At 57.2% G+C, this 26,267-nt stretch carries 18 protein-coding genes; 5 read left to right on the forward strand and 13 right to left on the reverse strand.

Features of this window, described 5'->3' with window-relative positions:
• Window positions 1–47: 47 nt before the first annotated feature.
• From cmk to ACLH1I_RS06135, 4 genes are all read right to left on the reverse strand, one after another.
• Window positions 48–731 (reverse strand): (d)CMP kinase, encoded by a 684-nt coding sequence (gene cmk, locus ACLH1I_RS06120; protein ID WP_004201385.1) that lies wholly within the window; start codon window positions 729–731, stop codon window positions 48–50.
• 174 nt (window positions 732–905) lie between these two features.
• Window positions 906–2,189 carry a 3-phosphoshikimate 1-carboxyvinyltransferase gene (aroA, locus tag ACLH1I_RS06125; protein WP_017899443.1) on the reverse strand — a complete coding sequence of 428 codons (1,284 nt, stop codon included), beginning with the start codon at window positions 2,187–2,189 and terminating at the stop codon, window positions 906–908.
• Window positions 2,190–2,262: 73 nt separating this feature from the next.
• Window positions 2,263–3,351: a 3-phosphoserine/phosphohydroxythreonine transaminase gene (gene serC, locus ACLH1I_RS06130; protein WP_004201383.1), complete on the reverse strand. Its 1,089-nt coding sequence runs from the start codon at window positions 3,349–3,351 to the stop codon at window positions 2,263–2,265.
• 188 nt (window positions 3,352–3,539) lie between these two features.
• Entirely contained in the window at window positions 3,540–4,232 is a 693-nt protein-coding gene (locus tag ACLH1I_RS06135; RefSeq protein WP_004201382.1) for a DUF421 domain-containing protein, read from the reverse strand.
• 115 nt (window positions 4,233–4,347) lie between these two features.
• On the opposite strand from ACLH1I_RS06135, the gene ycaO reads away from it, so the two are divergent.
• The 4 genes from ycaO to pflA all read left to right on the forward strand — a co-directional run bounded on the left by ycaO (window position 4,348) and on the right by pflA (window position 10,617).
• Window positions 4,348–6,108: a 30S ribosomal protein S12 methylthiotransferase accessory factor YcaO gene (gene ycaO, locus ACLH1I_RS06140; RefSeq protein WP_025999161.1), complete on the forward strand. Its 1,761-nt coding sequence runs from the start codon at window positions 4,348–4,350 to the stop codon at window positions 6,106–6,108.
• 385 nt (window positions 6,109–6,493) lie between these two features.
• The gene (gene focA, locus ACLH1I_RS06145; protein WP_004201380.1) at window positions 6,494–7,351 is read left to right on the forward strand and encodes a formate transporter FocA; all 858 of its coding nucleotides are present in this window, start codon (window positions 6,494–6,496) and stop codon (window positions 7,349–7,351) included.
• A 51-nt stretch (window positions 7,352–7,402) separates the two neighbouring features.
• Window positions 7,403–9,685: a formate C-acetyltransferase gene (gene pflB, locus ACLH1I_RS06150; RefSeq protein ID WP_004201379.1), complete on the forward strand. Its 2,283-nt coding sequence runs from the start codon at window positions 7,403–7,405 to the stop codon at window positions 9,683–9,685.
• 191 nt (window positions 9,686–9,876) lie between these two features.
• Entirely contained in the window at window positions 9,877–10,617 is a 741-nt protein-coding gene (gene pflA, locus ACLH1I_RS06155) for a pyruvate formate lyase 1-activating protein (protein WP_002898145.1), read from the forward strand.
• Between the two features lie 158 nt (window positions 10,618–10,775).
• Here the strand turns inward: pflA and ACLH1I_RS06160 are convergent, their stop codons facing one another.
• The 9 genes from ACLH1I_RS06160 to lrp all read right to left on the reverse strand — a co-directional run bounded on the left by ACLH1I_RS06160 (window position 10,776) and on the right by lrp (window position 24,694).
• Window positions 10,776–11,924, reverse strand: a complete 1,149-nt coding sequence (locus ACLH1I_RS06160; protein WP_064794442.1) for an MFS transporter — start codon at window positions 11,922–11,924, stop codon at window positions 10,776–10,778.
• A gap of 274 nt (window positions 11,925–12,198) precedes the next feature.
• Window positions 12,199–13,062, reverse strand: a complete 864-nt coding sequence (locus ACLH1I_RS06165; RefSeq protein WP_064794443.1) for a dimethyl sulfoxide reductase anchor subunit family protein — start codon at window positions 13,060–13,062, stop codon at window positions 12,199–12,201.
• A gap of 1 nt (window position 13,063) precedes the next feature.
• Window positions 13,064–13,681: a DMSO/selenate family reductase complex B subunit gene (locus ACLH1I_RS06170; RefSeq protein ID WP_064794444.1), complete on the reverse strand. Its 618-nt coding sequence runs from the start codon at window positions 13,679–13,681 to the stop codon at window positions 13,064–13,066.
• Between the two features lie 10 nt (window positions 13,682–13,691).
• Window positions 13,692–16,130 carry a dimethylsulfoxide reductase subunit A gene (gene dmsA / locus ACLH1I_RS06175; RefSeq protein WP_032455782.1) on the reverse strand — a complete coding sequence of 813 codons (2,439 nt, stop codon included), beginning with the start codon at window positions 16,128–16,130 and terminating at the stop codon, window positions 13,692–13,694.
• 198 nt (window positions 16,131–16,328) lie between these two features.
• On the reverse strand, window positions 16,329–17,621 hold the full coding sequence (gene serS, locus ACLH1I_RS06180; RefSeq protein WP_004201371.1) for a serine--tRNA ligase: 1,293 nt from the start codon (window positions 17,619–17,621) through the stop codon (window positions 16,329–16,331).
• Window positions 17,622–17,712: 91 nt separating this feature from the next.
• Window positions 17,713–19,056, reverse strand: a complete 1,344-nt coding sequence (rarA, locus tag ACLH1I_RS06185) for a replication-associated recombination protein RarA (RefSeq protein WP_004201370.1) — start codon at window positions 19,054–19,056, stop codon at window positions 17,713–17,715.
• Window positions 19,057–19,064: 8 nt separating this feature from the next.
• Window positions 19,065–19,676 carry an outer membrane lipoprotein chaperone LolA gene (gene lolA / locus ACLH1I_RS06190; RefSeq protein ID WP_004201368.1) on the reverse strand — a complete coding sequence of 204 codons (612 nt, stop codon included), beginning with the start codon at window positions 19,674–19,676 and terminating at the stop codon, window positions 19,065–19,067.
• A gap of 122 nt (window positions 19,677–19,798) precedes the next feature.
• Window positions 19,799–24,064, reverse strand: a complete 4,266-nt coding sequence (gene ftsK, locus ACLH1I_RS06195) for a DNA translocase FtsK (RefSeq protein ID WP_064794445.1) — start codon at window positions 24,062–24,064, stop codon at window positions 19,799–19,801.
• A 135-nt stretch (window positions 24,065–24,199) separates the two neighbouring features.
• On the reverse strand, window positions 24,200–24,694 hold the full coding sequence (gene lrp / locus ACLH1I_RS06200) for a leucine-responsive transcriptional regulator Lrp (RefSeq protein WP_000228469.1): 495 nt from the start codon (window positions 24,692–24,694) through the stop codon (window positions 24,200–24,202).
• A gap of 532 nt (window positions 24,695–25,226) precedes the next feature.
• On the opposite strand from lrp, the gene trxB reads away from it, so the two are divergent.
• Window positions 25,227–26,195, forward strand: coding sequence for a thioredoxin-disulfide reductase (trxB, locus tag ACLH1I_RS06205; RefSeq protein ID WP_004201366.1), 969 nt, complete (start codon window positions 25,227–25,229; stop codon window positions 26,193–26,195).
• The last annotated feature ends 72 nt before the right edge of the window (window positions 26,196–26,267 follow it).

A 26,267-nucleotide genomic window follows, 5' to 3' on the forward strand; every position in this document is an offset into this window, starting at 1 on the left:
GGGGTACTGCTATAATTCGGAGGCTTCGGCGCGTTACCGGTTAAGGCTTACGCAACGGCCAATTTTTCGCGCGCATATTGTAGCGCTTTTTCAATCACTTGCTCAATGTTTAGTTCGGTTGAATCGAGAACTAATGCATCGGCAGCCGGGACAAGCGGCGCCACGGCGCGATTTCTATCGCGATCGTCACGCTCTTTTATCTCGGACAAAAGACGTTCAAAGTTAACATCAAAGCCCTTTTCCTGCAACTGCCGCATGCGGCGATGCGCTCGCTCATCGGCCGATGCATCGAGGAAAATTTTCACCGGCGCGTCCGGGAAAACCACCGTGCCCATATCTCGCCCGTCGGCGATAAGCCCCGGCAGTTCACGGAAGGCGCGCTGGCGGCGCAGCAGCGCTTCGCGAACACGAGGGAAAGCCGCCACCTTCGAGGCGGCGTTCGCGACCTCCTGGGTGCGAATTTCGCCGCTGACATCTTCCCCTTCCAGCACCACTTCCAGGTTGCCGTCAGTAGAAATAAAGCGCACGTCAAGATGGGCAGCCAGGGGCACCAGCGCCTCTTCGGACTCCACGTCAACATGATGATGTAGCGCCGCCAGCGCCAGAACGCGGTAGATCGCGCCTGAATCTAACAGATGCCAGCCCAGCGCTTCCGCCATTGCCTTGCACAACGTACCTTTACCCGCACCGCCAGGCCCATCAATGGTGATTACCGGAATATTCGCCGTCATCTTTTTCTCCTTCAGCAAGGCGCATGGAATATAAACGCCGCGCATTATACGCATCAATACGCCGGAAAGTGAGCATTGCTTGTAAATTACGGACTACAGGAAATGAAAAGCAGAAGTTTTGCGCAATTATAGCGGGCTGACAGGACATCAGCCCGCGGGATGACAAAGTTTTACTCAGGCAAGGGTACTAATCCGCGCCAGTTGCTCAAAATAGTCGGGGAACGTTTTCGCCGTACATTTGGGATCAAGGATAGTCACCGGCGTATCAGAAAGCGCCACCAGCGAGAAGCACATCGCCATCCGGTGGTCGTTATAGGTGCCGATTTCAGCAAACTTCAGCGTCGCCGGCGGGGTGATGCGAATATAATCTTCACCCTCTTCCACCTCGGCGCCTACTTTACGCAGTTCTGTCGCCATGGCGAACAGACGGTCCGTCTCCTTGACCCGCCAGTTGTAGATATTGCGCAGCGTGGTAGTGCCTTGCGCGAACAGCGCGGCGGTGGCGATGGTCATCGCGGCGTCCGGAATATGGTTCATATCCATATCGATAGCCTTGAGCTCGCCACGGGTGCAGGCGATGAAATCGTCGCCCCAGGTGACGGTGGCGCCCATTTTTTCCAGTACGTCGGCGAAACGAATGTCGCCCTGTACGCTGCCGCGGCCAATACCGGTGACCTTCACCGTGCCGCCCTTAATGGCGCCAGCGGCGAGGAAATACGAGGCCGATGAAGCATCCCCTTCCACCAGGTAATCCCCCGGTGACTGATACTGTTGCTTGCCGCGCACCACAAAGCGCTGATAAGACTGGTTGTCCACCTCAACCCCGAAGGTTTTCATCAGGTGCAGGGTGATGTCGATATAGGGTTTCGACACCAGATCGCCCTTAATGGCAATTACGGTATCCTGCGGCGCCAGCGGCGCGGCCATCAGCAGCGCGGTCAGGAACTGGCTGGAGACGCTGCCGTCAACGTCGACGTTGCCCCCCTGGACCCCCCCGCGCAGGCGCAGCGGCGGATAATTGTCCTGCTCCAGATAGTCGATCTGAGCGCCGCCCTGACGCAGGGCATCCACCAGATGGCCAATCGGGCGCTCTTTCATTCGCGGCTCGCCGGTCAGCACGATATCGTTGCTGCCAAGGCACAGAGCTGCCGCCAGCGGGCGCATCGCGGTACCGGCGTTGCCGAGGAACAGCTCCAGAGCCGCTGCGGCATGCAGCGGGCCGCCGTTGCCGGTCACTTCACAGCGGGTACGGTCAGCAGACAGGGTGTATTGAACCCCCAGCGCACTCAGGGCATTCAGCATATGGCGCACATCGTCGCTGTCCAGCAGGTTGGTCAGCACCGTCGTGCCGCGGGCCAGGGCGGCCAGCAGCAGCGCGCGGTTGGAGACGCTTTTCGAACCTGGCAGGTTCACGGTGCCCTCTACGCGTGCGATGGGTTGTAACGTCAGGGATTCCATCAAACTTCACTCTCAAACAAACAGAATAAAAACCCCGCAGACAGGCCGCGGGGAGGAAGAAAGGAACGGGCGATTAACCGTGGCGGCGTTCAAAGTCCAGCATAAAATCGGTTAACGCCTTCACGCCGTCCAGCGGCATCGCGTTGTAGATGGAGGCACGCATGCCGCCCACCACCCGGTGGCCCTTCAGCGCGTGCAGCCCGGCGGCAAACGACTCTTCAAGGAACAGTTTATCCAGCGCGCTGTCCGCCAGCTGGAACGGCACGTTCATGCGGGAGCGGTTGGCTTGCGCCACATCGTTACGATAGAAGCCGCTGTTATCGATCACGCCATACAGCAGTTCGGCTTTCTGCTGGTTGATCTTGTCCATCGCGGCGACGCCGCCCTGCTGTTTCAGCCACTTAAACACCAGACCGGCCAGATACCAGGCGAACGTCGGCGGCGTGTTAAACATCGAGTCATTCTCGCTTAACACGGTGTAGTCGAGGATTGACGGGCAGGCCACGCTGGCTTTACCCAGCAGATCTTCACGCACGATAACCAGCGTCAACCCTGCCGGGCCGATATTCTTCTGCGCGCCAGCGTAGATCACGCCGTAGCGGTTGACGTCAATTTCGCGAGACAGAATAGTGGAGGAGAAATCGGCGGTCACGATGACGTCGTCGCCGAAGTTCGGCGTATCGTCAATCGCGATACCGTCAATGGTTTCGTTCGGGCAGTAGTGCAGATACGCCGCGCCCGGCGTCAGCTGCCACTCGCTCATTGGCTTGACCGCGCGCTTGCCGTCGACGGTGATTTTCGCGTCGATGACGTTAGGCGTGCAGTATTTCTTCGCCTCTTTGACCGCGCTGGCCGCCCAGTAGCCGGCGTCCACATAGTCAGCGACGTTTTTATCGCCGAGGATGTTCAGCGGGATCCCGGCGAACTGGCCGCGGCCGCCGCCATGGCAGAACAACACTTTATAGTTGGAAGGGATGTTCAGCAGAGAACGGAAGTCCTGTTCTGCCTCTTCTGCCACCTGGATGAACTCCTTACCACGGTGACTGATTTCCATGACCGACGTACCCAGACCGTGCCAGTCGCACAGTTCCTGCTGAGCCAGTTTGAGTACTTCCGCCGGCAGCATTGCCGGGCCCGAACTGAAGTTATAGACCTGAGCCATTTCCCCTCACCACGTTGCTATGTTGTTTTGCCCGCGAACCGCCGCGGGCATAAGTTATTCCTGTGGCTATCGGTTTTATCATTCAGTGACACGGTCCGCAATGGCTAAAACTCGCCGACGGCAAAACGCGGCGGCCGTCACACAACAGAATCTATCGGCTTGACGTAATAAAACCGACATATTTGCTGTCAGGTGAGCCGTTTCGCCCGGCTGGCCTTCGACCATTCTGCATTTGCGCAGCGGGGACATATTCGCTTTTCTCCCGCCTGCATCGCCATCACGATGCTGCAGCGTACGCAGGCGTAGATCCCTTCCTGAGGAATAGTGGTATAGCGCGTGGTGCAGTGCGTCGGGAGGATCGACAACCCGGCCCTCACCTCGTCATCGGGATAATAAAACACGCTGATCTGGCCGTTGGTTTCAAGGATCGCCAGCCGCACCTGGCCGAGCTGCTCGACGCTGTTGACCCGCAGCTCCATAAAAAATTCGAATTCGGTCATATTTTCCGCATGCAGTTTCTCCCAGGCCAACTGCCCCTCCTCCACCACCACGATAGGTTTCCCCTCCAGCAGATCCTCCAGCTTTTCGCTATGCCCCATCAGCCACATGATGCCGCGATAAAGCAGCGCCAGCGTGACGAAGACCACCAGCACCGGCAACAGCGGGACATCGTCATAAAACGCCACGTCCCCCGCCGCCGAACCGAGGGTCAAAATAATCAGCACCTCAAACAGCGACATCTGCCGCACGCCGCGCCGTCCGGTAATTTTGAGGAAAATAAAGACCAGAACGAAGGTGTAGAGGCTGCGCAGCGCCACCTCGCCGAGAAATTCCACCGGCACTTTATCGAGCGCCATCCGCTGCCAGTCAAAGGCTTTCATTATCATCTCCCTGAGCATTAAAAGATGTCTCTAAGCATAGCCAGATGATGGAGATAGCACCTGTCAGATAAAAGCCGTATCATTGCGCGCTTTCCGTACGACAAAAGTGATCGCCATGACCCAAACGTTTATTCCCGGCAAAGATGCCGCCCTGGAAGATTCCATCGCTCGCTTCCAGCAAAAATTGCTCGACCTCGGATTTGATATCGAAGAGGCCTCGTGGCTGAACCCGGTGCCGCACGTGTGGTCCGTTCACATTCGCGATAAGGAATGCGCGCTGTGCTTTACTAATGGTAAAGGCGCCACCAAAAAGGCAGCCCTCGCCTCCGCGCTGGGCGAATATTTCGAGCGCCTGTCCACCAACTATTTTTTCGCTGACTTCTGGTTAGGCGACACTATCGCTAATGGCCCGTTCGTTCACTACCCGAACGAAAAGTGGTTCCCGCTGACCGAAGACGACGAGGTCCCGGAAGGCCTGCTGGATGCTCGTCTGCGCGCGTTCTACGATCCGGACGATCAGCTGACGGCCAGCATGCTGGTGGATCTGCAATCCGGTAATGATGAGCGCGGCGTGTGCGGCCTGCCCTTTACCCGCCAGTCCGACGGCGAAACGGTCTATATTCCTATGAATATCGTCGGCAACCTGTATGTCTCCAACGGCATGTCCGCCGGCAACACCCGTAATGAAGCTCGCGTGCAGGGCCTGTCCGAAGTCTTTGAGCGCCACATCAAAAATCGCATCATCGCCGAAAGCATCAGCCTGCCGGAGATCCCGGCGGAGGTCATGGCGCGCTATCCGGGCGTCGTGGAGTCGATCGCCAAACTGGAAGCCGAAGGTTTCCCGATCTTTGCCTATGATGGCTCGCTGGGCGGCAAGTATCCGGTTATCTGCGTCGTGCTGTTTAACCCGGCAAACGGCACCTGCTTCGCCTCTTTCGGCGCCCACCCGGACTTCGGCGTGGCGCTGGAGCGTACGGTCACCGAACTGCTGCAGGGCCGTAGCCTGAAAGATCTCGACGTCTTCACGCCGCCGACCTTCGACGATGAAGAAGTCGCCGAGCACGCTAACCTCGAAACCCACTTTATCGACTCCAGCGGCCTGATTTCCTGGGATATGTTCAAGCAGGATGCCGACTATCCGTTCGTGGACTGGAGCTTCTCCGGCACCACAGAAGAAGAGTTCGCCACCCTGATGGCCATCTTCAAGGCCGAAGATAAAGAAGTATATATCGCCGACTACGAGCACCTGGGCGTTTACGCCTGCCGTATCATCGTCCCGGGGATGTCGGATATTTACCCAGCGGAAGATCTGTGGCTGGCGAACAACAGCATGGGCGCTCATCTGCGCGACACCATTCTGTCCCTGCCGGGCAGCGAGTGGGAAAAAGAAGATTACCTGGCGCTGATCGAGCAGATGGACGATGAGGGTCTGGATGATTTCACCCGCGTTCGCGAACTGCTGGGCCTCGCCACCGGCAAAGACAACGGCTGGTATACCCTGCGCGTCGGGGAGCTGAAAGCCATGCTGGCCCTGGCCGGCGGCGATCTGGAGCAGGCGCTGGTCTGGACCGAGTGGACCATGGAATTCAACGCTTCGGTCTTCAGCGCCGAACGTGCTAACTACTATCGCTGCCTGCAGACCCTGCTGCTGCTGAGCCAGGAAGAGGAGCGTCAGCCGCTGCAATACCTGAACGCCTTCATCCGTATGTACGGCGCCGAGGCGGTCGAAGCCGCCAGCGCGGCGCTGAGCGGGGAAGCGCCGTTCTATGGCCTCCAGGCTGTCGACAGCGATCTGCAGGCCTTCCCGGCCCATCAGTCGCTACTGAAGGCTTATGAAAAACTGCAGCGGGCGAAGGCGGCGTTCTGGGCAAAATAAGCCCTAAGCGCGCCATCGTCGTTGCCAACAACGGAGCCCAATGTGGCTCCGTTGATTTCACCTAACGAGGTGGCCACTATAGTTTGTAGTTGTAAAGTTAATTAATAGTAAATAACGCGCTTATAACATTTACCATTCGTTAATTTTAAATAAAATACTCCATATTAATTAACTCAAGAAATGGCGTGAAAACGAAAAAATTCAACATAATTTATAAATTTTAAAATTTATTTTCCTCATAATATTCAATCAGTTAATTCAATAAATCACAAAAACCACACACTAAAAAGGCATATAGTTCCGGTGAGATATGATCTATATCAATTTCCCTTCTATAATGCTTTGTTAGTATCTCACCGCCAACTTATATAAAGAGAGAGTTAGTGTGAAAGCTGACAACCCTTTTGATCTTTTGCTCCCTGCCGCGATGGCGAAAGTCGCCGAAGAAGCAGGTGTCTATAAAGCAACGAAGCATCCGATGAAGACCTTTTATCTGGCGATCACCGCTGGCGTTTTCATCTCCATCGCTTTCGTATTCTATATCACCGCGACCACCGGCACTGCCGCGATGCCTTATGGGATTGCCAAGCTTATCGGTGGGGTCTGTTTTTCCCTGGGTCTGATTCTGTGCGTTATCTGCGGCGCTGACCTCTTTACCTCTACGGTATTGATCGTGGTGGCGAAAGCCAGCGGTCGAATTACCTGGGGGCAACTGGCAAAAAACTGGCTCAACGTCTATTTTGGTAACCTGGTGGGCGCACTGCTGTTTGTGCTGCTGATGTGGTTATCAGGCGAATATATGACTGCCAACGGCGGTTGGGGGCTTAATGTCCTGCAGACCGCTGACCACAAAATGCACCATACTTTTGTGGAGGCCGTGAGCCTGGGTATCCTCGCTAACCTGATGGTTTGTCTCGCCGTATGGATGAGCTATTCCGGTCGTAGCCTGATGGATAAAGCGATGATCATGGTCCTGCCGGTAGCGATGTTCGTTGCCAGCGGCTTTGAGCACAGCATCGCCAACATGTTTATGATCCCGATGGGTATCGTAATCCGCAACTTTGCAAGCCCGGAATTCTGGACCGCAATCGGTTCGACTCCGGAAAGTTTCTCTCACTTGACCGTTATGAACTTCATCACTGATAACCTGATTCCGGTAACTATCGGGAACATTATCGGCGGGGGTCTGCTGGTCGGGTTGACATACTGGGTCATTTACCTGCGTGGCAACGACCATCACTAAGGGTTGTTTCAGGCAGTAAATAAAAAATCCACTTAAGAAGGTAGGTGTTACATGTCCGAGCTTAATGAAAAGTTAGCCACAGCCTGGGAAGGTTTTGCGAAAGGTGACTGGCAGAATGAAGTCAACGTCCGTGACTTTATTCAGAAAAACTACACCCCATATGAAGGCGACGAATCCTTCCTGGCTGGCGCGACTGAAGCGACCACCAAGCTGTGGGACACCGTAATGGAAGGTGTAAAACAGGAAAACCGCACTCACGCGCCTGTTGATTTTGACACTGCCCTGGCTTCCACCATCACCTCTCACGACGCAGGCTATATCGAGAAAGGTCTGGAAAAAATCGTTGGTCTGCAGACCGAAGCGCCGCTGAAACGTGCGATCATCCCGTTTGGTGGTATTAAAATGGTTGAAGGTTCCTGCAAAGCGTACAATCGCGAACTGGACCCGATGCTGAAAAAAATCTTCACCGAGTACCGTAAAACTCACAACCAGGGCGTTTTCGACGTCTATACTCCGGACATCCTGCGCTGCCGTAAATCCGGCGTACTGACCGGTCTGCCGGATGCTTACGGCCGTGGTCGTATCATCGGTGACTACCGTCGCGTTGCGCTGTACGGTATCGACTTCCTGATGAAAGACAAATTCGCCCAGTTCAACTCTCTGCAAGCGAAACTGGAAAGCGGCGAAGATCTGGAAGCGACCATCCGTCTGCGTGAAGAAATTGCTGAACAGCACCGTGCGCTGGGCCAGATCAAAGAGATGGCGGCTAAATATGGCTACGACATCTCCGGTCCGGCAACCACCGCTCAGGAAGCTATCCAGTGGACCTACTTCGGTTACCTGGCTGCCGTGAAATCTCAGAACGGCGCGGCAATGTCCTTCGGTCGTACCTCCAGCTTCCTGGATATCTACATCGAACGTGACCTGCAGGCGGGTAAAATCACCGAGCAAGACGCGCAGGAAATGGTTGACCACCTGGTCATGAAACTGCGTATGGTTCGCTTCCTGCGTACCCCGGAATACGATGAACTGTTCTCCGGCGACCCGATTTGGGCAACGGAATCCATCGGCGGTATGGGCGTTGACGGCCGTACTCTGGTGACCAAAAACAGCTTCCGCTTCCTGAACACCCTGTACACCATGGGGCCGTCTCCGGAGCCGAACATCACTATCCTGTGGTCTGAAAAACTGCCGCTGAGCTTCAAGAAATTCGCGGCTAAAGTGTCCATCGATACCTCTTCTCTGCAGTATGAGAACGATGACCTGATGCGTCCGGACTTCAATAACGACGACTACGCTATCGCATGCTGCGTAAGCCCGATGGTTGTTGGTAAGCAAATGCAGTTCTTCGGTGCTCGCGCCAACCTCGCGAAAACCATGCTGTACGCTATCAACGGCGGCGTGGATGAAAAACTGAAAATGCAGGTGGGTCCGAAATCTGAACCGATCAAAGGCGACGTCCTGAACTTCGACGAAGTCATGGAGCGCATGGATCACTTCATGGACTGGCTGGCTAAACAGTACGTCACTGCGCTGAACATCATCCACTACATGCACGACAAGTACAGCTACGAAGCCTCTCTGATGGCGCTGCACGACCGTGACGTTATCCGCACCATGGCGTGTGGTATCGCGGGTCTGTCCGTTGCTGCTGACTCCCTGTCTGCTATCAAATATGCGAAAGTTAAACCGATTCGTGACGAAGACGGTCTGGCTGTTGACTTCGAAATCGAAGGCGAATATCCGCAGTTTGGTAACAACGATGCTCGCGTCGATGATATGGCCGTTGACCTGGTTGAACGTTTCATGAAGAAAATTCAGAAACTGCACACCTACCGCAACGCGATCCCGACTCAGTCTGTTCTGACCATCACCTCTAACGTGGTATATGGTAAGAAAACCGGTAACACCCCAGACGGTCGTCGCGCTGGCGCGCCATTCGGACCAGGTGCTAACCCGATGCACGGTCGTGACCAGAAAGGCGCTGTTGCCTCTCTGACCTCCGTAGCGAAACTGCCGTTTGCTTACGCGAAAGATGGTATCTCTTACACCTTCTCTATCGTACCGAACGCACTGGGTAAAGATGACGAAGTTCGTAAGACCAACCTGGCGGGTCTGATGGATGGTTACTTCCACCACGAAGCGTCCATCGAAGGTGGTCAGCACCTGAACGTGAACGTGATGAACCGCGAAATGCTGCTCGACGCGATGGAAAACCCGGAAAAATATCCGCAGCTGACCATCCGCGTATCTGGCTACGCTGTACGTTTTAACTCCCTGACTAAAGAACAGCAGCAGGACGTTATTACCCGTACCTTCACTCAGACCATGTAATTCCCTGTCTGACTGAAAAAGCGTACAATAAAGGCCCCACATCAGTGGGGCCTTTTTAACAAGCAATCCCCGCCCTAGCCTGCTTTGCCAGTTATCTATACTTTGGGTATCTGTCAAAACAGACTCGACACAGCCGCTGAGCTGTGCACCAACACGGCCCCGGATGGGCCACATCTGGAGAAAACACCGCAATGTCAGTTATTGGTCGCATTCACTCCTTTGAATCCTGTGGCACCGTTGATGGCCCGGGCATCCGCTTTATTACCTTTTTCCAGGGCTGCCTGATGCGTTGCCTGTACTGCCATAACCGTGATACATGGGATACCCACGGCGGCAAAGAAATCACCGTTGAAGAGCTCATGAAAGAGGTGGTGACCTATCGTCACTTTATGAATGCTTCCGGCGGCGGCGTCACCGCATCCGGCGGTGAGGCGATCCTGCAGGCGGAGTTTGTTCGCGACTGGTTCCGCGCCTGTAAGAAAGAAGGTATTCATACCTGTCTCGATACCAACGGCTTTGTCCGTCGCTACGATCCGGTTATCGACGAACTGCTGGAGGTAACAGACCTGGTGATGCTGGATCTCAAGCAGATGAATGATGAGATTCACCAGAACCTGGTCGGCGTCTCTAACCATCGTACGCTGGAATTCGCCCAGTATCTGGCGAAGAAGAATATCAATGTCTGGATCCGCTACGTGGTGGTTCCGGGCTGGTCAGACGATGATGACTCCGCACACCGCCTGGGCGAATTTACCCGCGATATGGGCAATGTCGAAAAAATCGAGCTGCTGCCCTACCATGAGCTGGGCAAACACAAATGGGTAGCGATGGGCGAAGAATACAAGCTGGACGGCGTCCATCCGCCGAAGAAAGAGACCATGGAGCGGGTAAAAGGCATCCTTGAGCAGTATGGTCATAAAGTGATGTACTAATCCCACCCGGGCCGGTGAAGCACCTATGCCGGCCTGCAACGGCGTGGGAAGCCGTGTCCGTCCAGCCGTTTCTCATGCAAAGCGGCAGGTTGGCTGTGCAGCAGCAAGCTTAGGTAATTGAAGCGGATGACGCGCAGCATGCGCTGCGCGTTACAGGATCAGGCGTGCGCCACCGGCGTTGGATGATGCCCGGCTTTGCGCAGCAGGGTCAGCAGATAGATAAACGACACGCTGGCGATCATGATAAACAGCAGGTTATCCGAGAAGTTCTGCATCAGCATCGCCGTCAGCGTCGGGCCCAGCAGGCTGCCGATGGTATAGCTCATCAGCAGCGCCTGGTTCATCGCTACCAGCTGATGGTGCTCCACTTTCTCACAGGCCCAGGCCATCGCCACCGGATAGAGGGTAAAGCCCGAAGCGCCCAACACAAACAGCGCCGGCGCCATCGCCGCCTGGCTGAGCATCGCCATACATCCCAGAATCACCACAAAAACCTGCACCCGCAGCACCAGCAGGCGACCGTAGCGGTCTGCCAGCCGCCCTACCGGCCACTGGCCGAGGATCCCCGCGCTCACCATCACCGCCATCCAGAAGCCAATGCCGGCGTCGCTGACGCCCTGATGGTTTAGCCACAGCGGCATAAGACCATAAAGCGAGCCGAGGACAATCCCCGAGATAATACAGCCATTGACCCCGTGGCGCGCCTGGCGCAGCTTAAGCATCGGCCAGATCCGTACCGTTTCATGCGGCTCTTCGGCCTGCCCCATAATGCGGGTAAACAGCAGCGGCAGGATCGCCGCCAGCGCCAGGCCCGTCACCCACGGCAGGACGCTCATTAAATCAGTGGGTAGTTTACTGACCATCAGTTGGCCGAGTACGGTACCAACGTAATAAACCATCATGTACGCCGCCAGCAGACGACCGCGGCTGCGAGAAGTGCCGCTGCAGACCAGCGCACTTTCCACTACCACCCAAATCATCGCGCAGCCTACGCCGGCGATAAACCGCCAGCTCAGCCACGTCCAGAAGCCCACGGTGATCCCCAGCCCTACGCAGCCGACGGCAAAGATTATCGACGCGAGATAATAGCTGCGGTTAAACCCCAGGCGCTTGATCACCCAGCCGGCAAGCAACGTACCGGCCAGGTTGCCGGTAAAATAAGATGACCCCACCATGCCGACCTGCCAGGTTGGCATATTTTCATGAGCGAGCCACAGCGGGACGAGCGTATTCAGCACCGCTATCGCCAGGGTCAGTAAAAGCAGGCCACAGAGCAGCATTTGCACTGGCCGGGTGTAGATGGTCATGGGTAAAAACCGTGAGGAATGTTCAGATCGCGAGCGCATCATGCCACCGCTAAAAACATTGTCAATCCACCTGAAATCAGGCCTGACGCGGTTTTGCAGGGCACGATAGAAGTTTTTTATCCACAGAAGGGGGAAAGGTGAGGCAACAAATAATACGCTATTGTTTTTCTTAATTTATTAATAAATCCCGGCGTTAATTTCAGTCGAAAAATTTCATCTATCAACAGCACGTTTTCATCATGCCGGCACGCCTGCGCCGGCATGATGACGCTGATTAACTGGCGATAGCCATCCCGACGGTCATATGCAGACCATAGAATACGCCGCGGCCAATCATCTCTCCCGCCAGCACCAGAACAAACGCCAGGCCGAGCAGCGAGACCGCCGGCTTGCGGCCGCGAATCTGCGGCACGCACCAGCAGGCCAGGGCAAGCGCCAGCAGCACCACGCGCCAGGCCATAAGCAGCCCATAATCCGGCACCAGGGCGGAGGCCTGCTGAATTGAGCTGCGGATAGTGGCGAGTTCACTCCCCTGCATCAGGACCACCACAATACTCGCCAGCAGCGCCAGCAAAGTGACCACCGGCAGCAGGCGCAGCGCCCAACCGTCGACGCCTGCGACGCGCAGCAGCAGGTAGCCCAGCAGCGGGCCGCCGATAAACAGCGTCAGGAAGAAGCTCAGCGGCGTCCAGACGGTATACCAGGTCGGCACCGTGTCGATGGTGTTATAGACCCGCACCATCATCCAGACGAAGATCACCCCCAACGCCATGGTCACTACCAGCCACAGGCTACGCAGTCCGGCAGGCAGCTTTTTGCACACGGCCAGCAGCCAGCCAATCCCGCCAATGGCGAAGAAGATCGCCCCGCTGGCTATCTCATTACTCAGCGACGAGGCCCCCACGCGATTGAGCGAGTTAAAGGCCCGCAGCGGCGAACCGAGGTGCATTGTCGAGGCGATAAACCCGATCCCCATCAATACCCACAGGCCGAACATGCTGCCCACCACGCGCTGCTCCTGCTCACGGGGAAGCTTACCCGTCATCAGCGTCAGCGCCAGGACGATGAAGCCGCCCGCGACGCACTGGCCGAAGACCGTAAAGATCATCAGCGGCCATTCATGCCATCCGTTTCCCATCTCACACCTCCTTCGGGTTCGCCAGGTAACCGGTGGTATCGCCACACGGCCGGGCATTGGCGTTAGGTTTGATCACGATGCTCGGCCGGGTAAAGTGCGCCGAAGGCAGCGGCGCCACCGCCGCCAGCTGGCCGTGCTTAGCGCGCAGTTCGGCAATCGGCCCGAAATCCAGCGCCCGCAGCGGGCAGGACTCGACGCAGATCGGCTTTTTCCCTTCGGCGACGCGCTCGTGGCAGCCGTCGCACTTAGTCATATGGCCTTTATCGGCGTTATACTGCGGCGCGCCGTACGGACAGGCCATATGGCAGTAACGGCAGCCAATGCAGACCTCTTCGTTGACCACCACAAAACCGTCTTCGCGCTTGTGCATCGCACCGCTCGGGCAGACCTTGGTGCAGGCCGGATCTTCGCAGTGGTTACAGGCGATGGAGAGGTAATAGGCGAACACGTTCTGATTCCAGACGCCGTTATCCTCCTGCCAGTCGCCGCCGACATATTCATAGATGCGGCGGAAGCTGACCTCCGGGGTCAGATTTTTGTAGTCCTTACAGGCCAGTTCGCAGGTCTTGCAACCGGTGCAACGGGCGGAATCAATAAAAAATCCATACTGAGTTGTCATCGGTTACTCCTTACAGCTTCTCAACCTGGACGAGGTTGGTATGCGACGGGTTTCCCTTCGCCAGTGGCGAGGGGCGCTGGGTGGTCAGCACGTTGATGCTGCCCGCCTGATCCACACGCGAGGCGTCCGGGTTATACCATGCCCCTTCCCCCAGCGCGACCACGCCGGGCATCATGCGTGGGGTCACCTTCGCTTCGATATGCACTTCCCCACGGTCGTTGAAGATGCGAATGCGATCGCCGTTGGCAATGCCGCGCTGGCGGGCATCGATCGGGTTAATCCACATCTCCTGCCGACAGGCGGCTTTCAGTACATCAACGTTGCCGTAGGTTGAGTGAACGCGTGATTTATAGTGAAAACCGGTCAGTTGTAGCGGGTATTTTGCCGTCAGCGGATCGTTGTAGTTTTCGAAGCCCGGGGTGTATATCGGCAGCGGATCGATAACATCCCCTTCCGGCAGCTCCCAGGTGGCGGCGATTTTCGCCAGATCCTGCGAGTAAATTTCGATCTTGCCCGAAGGCGTGGTCAGCGGATTAGCCTGCGGATCCTCACGGAAGGCTTTGTAGGCCACATGATGACCTTGCGGATCGCGCTGCTTATAGATGCCCTGCTGACGGAAGGTGTCGAAATCCGGCAGGTCGGGAATCGCTTTGCGCGACTGCTCATACAGATAGCGCATCCAGCCTTCCTGGGTACGGCCTTCGGTAAATTTCTCCTCGACGCCAAGGCGCTTCGCCAGCTCGCTGGTCATCTCATAGATGGTTTTACATTCGAAACGCGGCTTGATGGCCTGGTCGGCAAAGATGACGTAGGACATGTTGCCGCAGGAGGCATCCAGCGCGAAATCCATCTGCTCAGAGGCGGTGCAGTCCGGCAGCAGAATATCGGCGTATTTCGCTGACGAGGTCATATGACAGTCGATGACCACAATCATCTCGCACTTCTTATCGTCCTGCAGGATTTCGTGGGTGCGGTTGATCTCAGAGTGCTGGTTGATCAGGCAGTTGCCCGCATAATTCCAGATCATTTTGATCGGCACATCGAGCTTATCTTTGCCACGCACCCCATCGCGCAGGGCGGTCATTTCAGGGCCGCGCTCAATCGCATCGGTCCACATAAACATCGAGATGCTGGTCTGAACCGGATTCTCCAGCGTCGGCATACGTTCAAACGGCAGGCTGTAGGAGCCCTCGCGCGCACCGCTATTGCCGCCGTTGATCCCGACGTTACCGGTCAGAATGGCGAGCATCGCGATAGCCCGGGTGGCGATTTCGCCGTTGGCATGACGCTGCGGCCCCCAGCCCTGGCTGATATAGGCCGGTTTAGCGGTGGCAATTTCCCGCGCCAGTTTAACAATGCGTTCGCGCGGAATACCGGTAATGGTCGAGGCCCACTCCGGCGTTTTGGCGATACCGTCAGTGCCCTCGCCAAGAATGTAAGCTTTGTAATGACCATTGGCTGGCGCACCGGCGGGCAGCGTTTTCTCGTCGTATCCCACGCAGTATTTATCGAGGAACGGCTGATCGACCAGATTCTCGGTGATCATCACCCACGCCAGACCCGATACCAGCGCCGCATCGGTGCCGGGGCGAATCGGGATCCATTCATCTTCGCGTCCGGCGCCGGTGTCGGTATAGCGCGGATCGATAATGATCATCCTGGCATTGGATTTCTGGCGCGCCTGCTCAAGATAGTAGGTCACCCCGCCGCCGCTCATCCGCGTTTCCCCGGGGTTGTTGCCGAACAGCACTACCAGCTGGCTGTTTTCAATATCCGACGGGCTGTTGCCATCTGCCCAACCGCCGTAGGTGTAATTCAACCCGGCAGCAATCTGCGCGGATGAATAGTCGCCGTAATGATTGAGATACCCGCCGCAGCAGTTCATCAGACGGGCAATCAGGGTTTTCCCCGGCGGCCAGGAGCGGGTCAGCGTGCCACCCAGCGTGCCGGTGCCGTAGTTCAGATAGATGGACTCGTTGCCGTAATCTTTAATCAGCCGCTGCGTCGTGCTGGCGATGATATCGAAAGCCTCTTCCCAGCTGATTTGCTCGAATTTACCCTCACCGCGTTTACCTACGCGCTTCATGGGATATTTCAGCCGATCGGGGTTATAAACCCGGCGGCGCATAGAACGTCCGCGCAGGCAGGCGCGCACCTGATGCAGGCCGTCATAGTTATCGTCACCGGTATTATCGGTTTCAACGTATTTAATCGCGCCATCCACCACGTGCATGCGCAGCGGGCAGCGGCTACCGCAGTTGACGGTGCATGCGCTCCAGACCACCTTCTCACTGGCCGGGGCTGGCGTGTCGGCGGCATGGGCCATACGGGTAAAGGGTAATGTTAGTGCGTTGCTGGCCAGCGCCAGGCCGCCTATTGCCGTGGTTTTCATCAGACCACGGCGGCTTACCTCAGCAGCCAGTAAAGCATCGGGGGCTTTAATTTTCATGGATACTCGCTTTGGTTGCTCACAATAAACTGATAAGCGCTATATAGTCATATATATAATGCTTTGAAATATTATTGGTTTTTTATGCTGATTTAATCCAAAGGGAGTATCACTGCATTCGCGGAAGGGATTATTGCCCGGTATCAATAAGGGTGTAAAAAAAGCGCCCGCAGGCGCTTTTAAGGGAGAAGGTAAAAATTAACCGATATATTCGAGGCCGCGCATATACGGGCGCAGGATTTCCGGGATCTCGATACGGCCATCGGCCTGCTGATAGTTTTCCATCAGCGCCACCAGGGTACGACCGACCGCCAGGCCAGAACCATTCAGGGTATGAACGAGACGGGTCTTCTTGTCGGACTTGCTGCGGCAGCGAGCCTGCATACGACGCGCCTGGAAATCCCAGACGTTGGAGCAGGAAGAGATCTCACGGTAGGTGTTCTGCGCCGGGACCCACACTTCGAGGTCATAGGTTTTGCAGGCGCTGAAGCCCATATCGCCGGTGCACAGCGCAACCTTACGGTACGGAAGGCCCAGCAGCTGCAGCACTTTCTCGGCGTGTCCGGTCATCTCTTCCAGCGCCGCCATGGAGTCTTCCGGACGGACAATCTGCACCATCTCAACTTTATCGAACTGGTGCATACGGATCAGACCGCGGGTGTCGCGACCATAAGAACCCGCTTCGGAACGGAAGCACGGCGTATGGGCGGTCATTTTGATCGGCAGATCGTCTTCATCGATAATTTCATCACGCACCAGGTTGGTCAGCGGCACTTCCGCCGTCGGGATCAGCGCGTAGTTGCTGCTGTCAGCCTCTTCTTCCAGCGGGCGAGTATGGAACAGGTCGCCGGCGAATTTCGGCAGCTGGCCGGTGCCATACAGGGTGTCCTGGTTTACCAGGTACGGGACATAGTTTTCGCTATAGCCATGCTGTTCAGTGTGCAGATCCAGCATGAACTGCGCCAGGGCACGGTGCAGACGGGCCAGCTGGCCTTTCATCACCACGAAGCGCGAACCGGTGAGCTTAACGGCGGCGGCAAAATCCAGCCCGCCGTGCATTTCACCCAGCGTCACGTGATCGCGCACGTCAAAATCGAACTGGCGCGGCGTGCCCCAGCGGCTGACTTCAACGTTGTCGTTTTCGTCACGGCCAACCGGCACGTCATCGTGAGGAATATTCGGGATCGCCAGCGCGATATCGCGGATTTCCGCCAGCAGCGCTTCCAGCTCGGATTTTGCGGCATCCAGCTGCTCGCCGAGTTTGTTCACTTCCAGGCGTAATGGCTCGATGTCTTCCCCGCGCGCTTTCGCCTGGCCAATGGATTTCGATCGGGAGTTGCGCTCCGCCTGCAGGTTTTCCGTTTGCACCTGCAGAACTTTACGACGCTCTTCAAGCGCGCGAAGTTTATCTACATCCAGCTTAAAGCCCCGGCGTGCCAGTTTTTCTGCGACTGCGTCTGGCTCGGTACGCAGCAGATTGGGATCGAGCATGCTTATCCTGTGCTTATCGAATTAAAAAAAGAAAAGTGGCCGCAGGCTACGGCCACGGAAATAGTGTAATAACCTTACCGCAACGCCTCAATTAGCGGTAGCGTTTTATCGGGCTATTTTGATCCTGTTCAGCGAGCCAGGCGAGCTTTTCGCCAATTTTGCCCTCAAGCCCCCGGTTTGTCGGGTGATAATAGCGCGTTTGCGCCATTTCCTGCGGGAAGTACTGCTCGCCGGCGGCGTAGGCGTTAGGTTCGTCATGAGCGTAGCGATACTCCTGCCCGTAGCCCATCTCTTTCATCAGCTTCGTCGGCGCATTGCGCAGATGCACCGGAACGTCATAGTCCGGACGGTCTCGCGCATCGGCCAGCGCCGCTTTAAAGGCGGTGTAGACCGCATTGCTCTTCGGCGCGCAGGCCAGATAGACAATAGCCTGGGCTATCGCCCGTTCGCCTTCCGCCGGCCCGACGCGGGTGAAGCAGTCCCACGCCGATATGGCCACCTGCATCGCCCGCGGATCGGCGTTGCCGACGTCTTCCGAGGCAATCGCCAGACAACGGCGGGCAACATACAGCGGATCGCCCCCGGCGGTGATGATCCGCGCGTACCAGTAAAGCGCCGCGTCCGGCGCGCTACCGCGCACCGACTTATGCAGGGCGGAAATCAAATCGTAGAAACGGTCGCCTTTATTATCAAAGCGCGCGCTGCGCTCGCCGGCGATCTCGGTCAGCAGTTCCGCCTTCAGCACCCGCTTGCCCGCATCATCGCTCTCGGCCATATCGGCCATCATTTCCAGGGTATTCAGCGCCCGCCGCGCGTCGCCGTTCACCAGTTCGGCGATGGCCCTGCGGGTCTCATCCGGCAAAACGATATCCTGGCCGCCGTAGCCGCGGGTTTTATCGTTCATCGCCTGGTCAAGCACCCGCTCGATATCGTCGGTAGTGAGCGATTTCAGTAAATAGACGCGGGCGCGGGAGAGCAGCGCTGAGTTAAGCTCAAAGGAAGGGTTTTCGGTGGTCGCGCCAATAAAAGTGATAGTGCCATCTTCAATATGCGGCAGAAAGGCATCCTGCTGGCTTTTATTGAAGCGATGCACTTCGTCAACAAACAGAATCGTTCGTCGGCCGGCGTTGCGATTCTGCCGCGCGCGCTCAATGGCCTCGCGGATCTCTTTCACCCCGGAGGTCACCGCCGAGATCCTTTCGACATCGGCGCTGGCATAACGGGCGATAACTTCCGCCAGGGTAGTCTTGCCGGTACCCGGCGGCCCCCAGAGGATCATCGAATGCAGGTGCCCGGCTTCGATCGCCCGCGGCAGGGGTTTGCCCGGCGCCAGCAGGTGCTGCTGGCCAATATACTGCGCTAAATTTTCTGGCCGCATGCGAGCGGCCAGAGGTTGAAACGCGTTGTCGGAAAAATCGAGCGACAGATTGCTCACTTTCGCCTCTACTTACGTTGATCGTCCACCGTCACCCCTTTCGGCGGCGTAAAGGTGAACTTAGATGCGTCGACGGCGCCGTTCTGCTGCGATTTCAGCTGATAGCTGCTGCGCTGATCGTCCTGCTCGACGGCGCTGAACTGATGGATGGTGCCGTCCCGACCGACGTTGATCGTGAACTGCTTCAGGTTGCCGCTGCCGCTTTTCGGCGTCAGCACAAAATCATCGCCGTTTTGTTTGATATTGTACTGCTGCCAGTCGCTGGACTGGTTGCGGGCAATCAGCATAAACGGCGTGTTGCTGGTGGCGTCTTTCAGCCAGGTCGCCGTGGCCTGCTCGACGAACGGGTTATAGAACCACAGGGTTTTACCATCCGAAACGAGGACGCTCTCATCCGGCTGGGTCATATGCCAGTTAAACAGATTCGGGCGTTTTACCCACAGGTCGCCCTGTCCGTCCTGCACGGCGTTGCCGCTGCCGTCGGTGACTTTTTGCGTGAAGCTGGCATGGAAGCTGCTCACTTTATCAAGACGGCTTTTTAAGTCACTGGCCGCATCTGCCCAGACCTGGCTGACGACCATACCAGACAGTAATGCACAGGTGATTGCGAGTTTTTTCATTGTTCTTCCTTAATGTGCGTCACTCCCGACGCGGGAGCCTCTTCTGCCCCTAATGTAGGACCGCCGACGGCGGCGGGACAGAAGAATTGGCTGATTTTGCGCTTATTTACCCAACTTTGCACTCATTCAAAGGGCGGCGGCGCCAGCACTTCGCGGTTACCGTTATGGCCCTGCTCGCTGACAATGCCCTGCGCTTCCATCTGTTCGATGATACGCGCGGCACGGTTATAGCCAATGCGGAACTGGCGCTGCACCCCGGAAATCGACGCTTTACGCTTCTCGGTCACAAAGCTGACCGCCTGATCGAACAGCGGATCCAGCTCTTCACCGCCGTCGAAACCGCCGCCGCCGCCTTCGCTTTCGCTGTCGGAGGTAATGCCGTCAACATACTGCGGACGACCGCGGGCTTTCCAGTCCTGAACCACAGCGTGGACTTCCTGGTCGCGAACAAACGCCCCATGGACGCGCACCGGCGTGGTGGAGTTCGGCCCGGAGTAGAGCATATCCCCCATCCCGAGCAGCGATTCCGCACCGCCCTGATCGAGAATGGTACGCGAGTCAATTTTACTCGACACGGTAAAGGCGATACGCGTCGGAATGTTGGCCTTAATCAGACCGGTAATGACATCCACCGACGGACGCTGCGTCGCCAGCACCAAGTGGATCCCCGCCGCACGCGCTTTCTGCGCCAGGCGAGCGATCAGCTCTTCCACCTTCTTACCGACGGTCATCATCAGGTCGGCGAATTCGTCCACCAGCACCACTATGTACGGCAGCTTTTCCAGTACCGGGTGCACGGCGTCCATACTGTCGCCTGGCTTCCAGTATGGATCCGGGATCGGACGGCCCATGCGCGCCGCTTCAGCAATCTTCTCGTTATAGCCCGCCAGATTACGTACGCCCAGCGCCGACATTAGCTTGTAGCGACGCTCCATCTCGTTGACGCTCCAGCGCAGCGCATTGGCGGCGTCTTTCATGTCGGTGACCACTTCCGTCAGCAGATGCGGAATACCTTCGTAGACCGACAGCTCGAGCATTTTCGGGTCGATCATAATGAAACGCACATCTTCCGGCTGCGCTTTGTAGAGCATGCTGAGGATCATGGCGTTGACGCCGACTGACTTACCGGAACCGGTGGTACCGGCCACCAGCAGGTGCGGCATTTTCGCCAGATCGGCCACCACCGGATCGCCGGCGATGTCTTTACCCAGCACCACGGTCAGCGGCGACGGGTTATCACGGAACTTGCTGTTGTCGAGCACTTCACGCAGGTAGACGGTCTGGCGCTTTTTATTCGGCAGCTCAAGCCCGACATACGGTTTACCCGGGATCACTTCCACCACGCGCACGGCGACCGTGGAAAGCGAACGCGCCAGATCCCGTGACAGGTTAGAGATTCGCGCCGCTTTGACGCCAGGCGCCAGATTCAGTTCGAAGCGGGTGATCACCGGCCCCGGCGAGTAGTTCACCACATCCGCTTTAATGCGGAAATCGGCGAGTCGCGCTTCCACCAGTCGTGCCATCTGCTCAAGAGCAAAGGTATCGACCGGCTCGACTTCACTGGGCGGCGGCGTGAGCAGATCCAGCGACGGCAGCGGCGTTGTCGGCTTTTGCAGCGGTCGACTATCGCCATTGCGCATCAGCAGCGGGTGGATCAGGCTCTCCTGCGGCGCAGGCGCGGCAGGCTGGTGCCCCTGTGGGGCAACCGGCTGTTGCTGCTGCACGGGCTGCGGCGCAGTCTGGTAAGGCTGCTGCGGCACTGGCTGAGGGTGTACCGGCTGGTGCTGCGCAGGTTGATAACCCTGCTGCGGAGCGGCGGCCGGTTGTTGATAGTGCTGGGCTGGCTGCTGCGGCTGTACTTCCGGTGTCGGCGTAAACAGCGGCTCGCTCGGACCCTCATTGACCAGCGTTTTCATCGGCGAGAATTCATAATCCGCCGGCGAGAACGGATTAGCGCCCGGCGGCTGCTCGGAGGCGTAGCGCTGCTGCTGGGTGGCGGCAAACTGGCGCGCCAGCTCCGCTTCCGCCGCGGCATCGGCGTCATCGTCATCAGTCGCGTTATCGTCTTCCCAGCGATGGCCATAGCGCTGCTGTTGAGTGGCGGCGAACTGGCGAGCCAGCTCATCCTGCTCCATAGCATCCGCTTCCTCATCCGAGAGCAGCTCATCATCATAATGGGGGTCGCGCTCGGCCTGCCGCGCGCGCTGTTCAGCTTCCCGCTGCGACGGTAGCTTGATGCCATAGGAGGCCAGTTCCCGACGCGTCGGGACACGAACGCGATTTGGCCGCGGTAGTTTTGGACCAATGCCCTCTTTCACCTGGACCCGCGGTCCGCTGGAGGCCGGGCTGAACAATGGCGCTGTCGCTGCGGACGCGGCGGTCGCCGTCTTCGCAGCGGCTGCGCCGCCGCTGGCAGCCGTTGCCTGATGCACTCCGGCCGCCACCGCAGAAACTACGGTTGACTCCACGGGCGGTTTGGACGGCGAGGCGGGCGGCGTCAGCGGTTTGGTGGCGATCGGACTTTCCGGCTCCGGAATAGGCTGATACCAGGAAGCCAGCAGCTCGCGTTCGCGCGCCCGCTTCTCTTCCACTTCCTCGAAATAATAGAGCGGCGGACGTTTCACTTCTTCCTGCACGACCTCAGGCTCTGGCTGCGCGGCAGGTACCGGCGCGGGCTCAGGCTGATACGCCTGCGGCGCAGGCTGACCGGCATGCGGATCGTAAGCCGGCTGCTGATAGGGTGCAGGCTCGGGTTGATAGCCCTGCGGCGCAGGCTGAGCAACATGTGGATCGTAAACCGGCTGCTGATACGGCGCCGGCTCTGGCTGATACCCCTGCGGCGCAGGCTGAGCAACATGTGGATCGTAAACCGGCTGCTGATACGGCGCCGGCTCGGGCTGATACCCCTGCGGCGCAGGCTGGACGGCATGCGGATCGTAAACCGGCTGCTGATACGGCGCAGGCTCAGGCTGATACGCCTGCGGCGCAGGCTGACCGGCATGCGGATCGTAAGTCGGCTGCTGATACGGCGCAGGCTCGGGTTGATACCCCTGCGGAGCCGGCTGGCCGGCATACGGATCGTAAACCGGCTGCTGATACGGCGCAGGCTCGGGTTGATACCCCTGCGGCGCAGGCTGGCCGGCATACGGATCGTAAACCGGCTGCTGATACTGCACTGGCTCAGGCTGATACGCCTGCGGTGCCGGCTGACCGGCATGAGGAGCATAAGCAGGCTGCTGATAAGGTGCCGGCTCTGGCTGGTAGGGCTGCGGCGGGTAACCAGCTTCCGGCTGATAAACCGGCGCAGCGCCCTGATGACCAGCCGGTGATTCGGCCCACGGCTGCGGCGCGGCAGTGGCCGCCGCCGCTGCGCCCACCGGCTCAGCGATACTCTGGCCGTTCAGCAACGGATCGTAAGGGTCGAAATCGCCCGGGCGCGCGGCGCTGGCGCCGGAGAACAACACATCATTCTCTGCGGGACGCGCGGCGCTGGCGCCGGAAAACAGTACATCGTCGGCGGCAACAGGCGCACCGCTGGCGCTGTACTGCACTGCCTCTTCCCCGTCATCCATCCGTTTGCCGGAGAAAAGCGCCGCGTCGGTTTTACGCCCCATGGGGTTGGTAAACTTCTCAGCGAGACGTTTACGCCGCGCCAGTGCGCTGCGCAAGATACGGGCGCGACGCGACTCCTGGGGGGTTGCCGCCTCTTCGTCGTCGTACTCTTCATCGTCGTCTTCGTATTCGCCTTCATCGACCCAGGTATCATCCCGACGGGTACGATTGCTGGCAAAGGTGAGTACGGACAGGATGCCGCCGCCCAGTTTTTCCGCAATGCTGACCCACGACCAGCCGGTAAACAGCGTCAGGCCGGCCGCCCAGATGCACAACAGCGCGATGGTGCCGCCGCTGCTGTGCAGCAGCGGTTGCAGGGTGGTGCTGAGCAGGCTGCCAATCACCCCGCCAGAGGCGAAGTACCAGATATCATCGGCGTTAATCGCCGCCAGACCGCAGGAGGTCAGGATCAGGGCTAACGCACCGATGAGGCGCAGCGAAACGGCGAAATAATCAATATATTCGTCATTTTCCTGATGCCGCCAGGCAAACCAGCATCCGCCGATGATGATCACCGGGATGGTGTAGGCCATGACGCCAAAAATGAAAAAGAGGGTATCGGCAAGCCACGCGCCGGGGGCGCCGCCTAAATTATGGATAGGCTCATGCCATGCCGTTTGCGACCAGCTTGGGTCCGAGGGGTTAAAGCTCAGTAATGCCGCCATCAGCCAGATGGCGAAGAGGGAGCAAAGGATGAGCATCGCCTCGAGGAGTCGGCGCCCGCTGCTGAGTTTGGTAAGTTTGACTTCTTTGTCTTCGGTGTATTCCTGGCTCAAGAAAGGCTCTCCAGGTATCAGGCTGTTTCCTGCCTGCTGCTAAAACGGACAACAGCGCCGGGTCTCCCCGGCACTGTTGCTGTATGGATTAACAGGAGTGTAATCAAACTACGTCGAGTTTGCACCTGTTCCGTGTTAGCGCGTCTTAATAACCAGACGATTACTTTGCTTGACTTCTTCCATTACCACATAGGTACGGGTGTCGTTAACGCCCGGCAGGCGCAGCAAGGTCTCGCCCAGTAATTTACGATACGCTGACATATCCGGTACGCGGGTTTTCAACAGATAGTCGAAATCACCGGAAACCAGATGACACTCTTGAATTTCTTCAAGTTTTTGCACTGCGGCGTTAAATTGCTCAAACACATCCGGTGCGCCACGATTCAGAGTAATCTCAACAAATACCAGAAGTGATGCATCCAGATAATGCGGGTTGAGCAGCGCCGTATAGCCCTGAATAAAACCCTGTCTTTCAAGACGACGCACACGCTCAAGGCAAGGCGTCGGAGAAAGTCCCACCCGTTTAGAAAGCTCGACGTTAGAAATTCGCCCATCTTTTTGCAATTCATTCAGGATGTTACGATCAATGCGGTCGAGATCTTTGCCAGGGCGCTTCTTGCTATCTACCATTATTATTGTCTCTCTGTATTCCTTCCCTACTCCTGTTCCGGCTCTGTGCCTTCACTGCCAGAGCCCATCCTGTTATTACCCGTACGACATTGGGTAACCCAGGGGTACGTGAGAAGCCCGTTGCCTGACGGCAGTCACCGACATCACGCATGGCGTCTGTCCACACCATGCGTAGATTTCGTTAACCCGGATAAAAATGGCATTTGCGTGCATGAAAATTCGCCGCACGCCAAATACTGCTTTTCTTCTTCCTTGAATGTTTTCGCAAAAGCACAGGGGATTGTCAAAGCAAAACATCGATTTTTAGTACAAGATGCCAGATATTCATCATCTACCCTGGTTGATTCTCATTTTTTCGTCTTATAATTGTCCCGCCAACAGTAGAAATAGTTATATTCCTTGCCGGGAAAATCGCCAATTCATCGGCCGCTTCTATTGCACACATCGTTAACAAAATCGCTGCGCTCTTTTTTTACGACAACAAATTCCCTACAATCCCAGCCCAATGTATGCCAATTATTATGGGGATCTCATGGGCACAGCCAAACACAGTAAACTGCTTATCCTTGGTTCTGGACCTGCGGGATACACCGCGGCGGTCTATGCCGCACGCGCCAACCTGCAGCCGGTGCTGATCACCGGGATGGAAAAAGGCGGTCAGCTGACCACCACGACGGAAGTGGAAAACTGGCCAGGCGATCCGAACGATTTGACCGGTCCGCTGCTGATGGAGCGCATGCACGAGCATGCCACGAAATTTGAAACCGAGATTATTTTCGACCATATCAGCCGCGTCGATCTGCAAAACCGGCCGTTCCGTCTGACCGGCGACAGCGGCGAATACACCTGTGACGCGTTGATTATCGCCACCGGCGCTTCCGCCCGTTACCTGGGCCTGCCTTCCGAAGAAGCCTTCAAGGGCCGCGGCGTTTCCGCCTGCGCCACCTGTGACGGATTCTTCTATCGCAACCAGAAAGTGGCGGTGATCGGCGGCGGCAACACCGCGGTTGAAGAGGCTCTGTATCTGTCAAACATCGCCTCTGAGGTACACCTCATCCACCGTCGCGATTCCTTCCGTGCGGAAAAAATCCTCATCAAACGCCTGATGGACAAAGTGGAAAGCGGCAACATCGTGCTGCATACCGATCGCACCCTCGAAGAGGTGACCGGCGACCAGATGGGCGTCAGCGGCCTGCGTCTGCGCGATACCAAAAACAGCGACAACGTCGAGTCCCTGGAAGTAGCCGGTCTGTTTGTCGCCATCGGCCACAGCCCGAACACCGCCATCTTTGAAGGTCAGCTGGAGCTGGAGAACGGCTACATCAAAGTGCAGTCCGGTATCCATGGCAATGCGACCCAGACCAGCATCCCGGGCGTGTTCGCCGCCGGCGATGTGATGGACCATATTTATCGTCAGGCTATCACCTCCGCCGGCACCGGCTGCATGGCGGCGCTGGACGCTGAACGTTACCTCGACGGTCTGGCTGACGCCTGCAAATAATCTTTACAAGTCAGTAACAAAGGTAAAGAAGGCGACGAAAAGTCGCCTTTATTTTTGCCGCGATGTAACATT

Source organism: Klebsiella sp. 1SOBk10mer (genome assembly GCF_046602535.1).
Taxonomy (GTDB): domain Bacteria; phylum Pseudomonadota; class Gammaproteobacteria; order Enterobacterales; family Enterobacteriaceae; genus Klebsiella; species Klebsiella quasipneumoniae.